Source organism: Kitasatospora sp. NPDC002543 (genome assembly GCF_053594915.1).
Window position 1 is genome coordinate 1 of the sequence record NZ_JBSFWR010000243.1, and the last position, 1,291, is coordinate 1,291.

Here is a 1,291-nt window from a genome sequence, read left to right on the forward strand (position 1 = left end):
GGCGCAGGTCCAGGGCGAGGAGCTGCGGGTCAGCTCGAAGAGCCGCGACGACCTCCAGGCCGTGCAGGCGCTGCTGAAGGGCCAGGACTTCGACTTCGCGCTGCAGTTCGTGAACTACCGGTAGGGACGGCGGGTGACCGTAACTGTCGCTGAAGCAGGGGCAATTGCCCTGACGTGATGGTCTGCCGCCGCTCCCGGTGCGAGGCTGGTGGGACTAGATTCCCGCTGCCCACAGGGCACTGGAGGTTGTTGTGGCGGCAGAACCCACGGTCGGCGCAGGTTCCACCCTCGAACTGGCGTTGCACGGGCCGGATCCGGGGCCCGAACTGGCCGCCCTCCACGAGGCGCTGACGGCCGCGGGGGCCGCCAGCGTCGACCAGGTACGACTCACCGCGCCCTCCTCCGACCAGCGGGTCGCCGAGCTGGTCCAGGTCTGCACGCTGCTCGTCGGCGGGGCGGTGGACGTGGTGTCGATCGTCGAGGCCGTACGCGGCTGGCTCGCCGGGCGGCGGGAGGCGGCGGCGCGGCAGCCCGCCCCGGCCGGCGCGGACGACGTGGTCCCGTCCGTCGTCATCACCATCGGCGACCGGCGCCTCGAGATCACGTATCCGTCGGACCGCGCGCAGAGCGATGCCATCGCGCGCTTTCTGGACCTGCACCGGCAGGACGGGCGATGACCACCCTCGACGTACGCACCTCGGCGCACGGCCCGGGGCGCACCCAGTACGCGTACGGGCTGAAGTCCGGTGGCGGGTCCGTGGTGGGGCCGCTGGAGCAGGAACACACCGTCGATGTCAGCCAGGACCTGGTCAAGGACCTGTGCAAGGACATCGACGAGGCGCTCAAGGACGCCCGTGACGACGATCCGACGCTGGGCAGAGTGCTCAGACAGAAGGGAAGGCTCCTCTTCAACTCGCTCTTTCCGCGCGCCGGTTCGGGCGAGATGGTGCGCCAGCTGAAGGAGTCGACGGGATCGCTCCTGGTCAGCACGAACGAGTCCCTGGTGCCGTGGGAGCTGCTGCACGACGGGGAGAGCTTCCTCGGCCTCGTGCACGAGCTCGGCCGCCGGTCCGTCGTCAGCAGACCGGTGGTGGGCGGGCGCGAGTGCACACAGGTGCGGCGGGCGCTGATCGTCGGGGACACCCTGGGGGATCTGCCGTCGGCCCGTGAGGAGACCGAGCGGATCAGCTCCTGGCTGGAAGGGCACGGCGTCGCGTGCACCGTCCTCATCGGGCGGGACGCGACCCTGGTCCGGGTGATCCAGGAGCTGGCCGAGGACGAGGAGCCGTAC

3 protein-coding genes are annotated in these 1,291 nt (G+C 70.7%); all 3 read left to right on the top strand.

The genetic code is table 11. From position 1 onward, the window contains the following. On the top strand, nucleotides 1-124 hold a 124-nt coding region (locus tag ACWD4P_RS38275), incomplete at its 5' end, for a DUF520 family protein (RefSeq protein ID WP_449782831.1). 127 nt (nucleotides 125-251) lie between these two features. Further along, the gene (locus tag ACWD4P_RS38280) at nucleotides 252-677 is read left to right on the top strand and encodes a hypothetical protein (protein ID WP_355687478.1); all 426 of its coding nucleotides are present in this window, start codon (nucleotides 252-254) and stop codon (nucleotides 675-677) included. After that, on the top strand, nucleotides 674-1,291 hold a 618-nt coding region (locus ACWD4P_RS38285; protein ID WP_449782830.1), incomplete at its 3' end, for a hypothetical protein. The genes ACWD4P_RS38280 and ACWD4P_RS38285, both read left to right, overlap by 4 nt.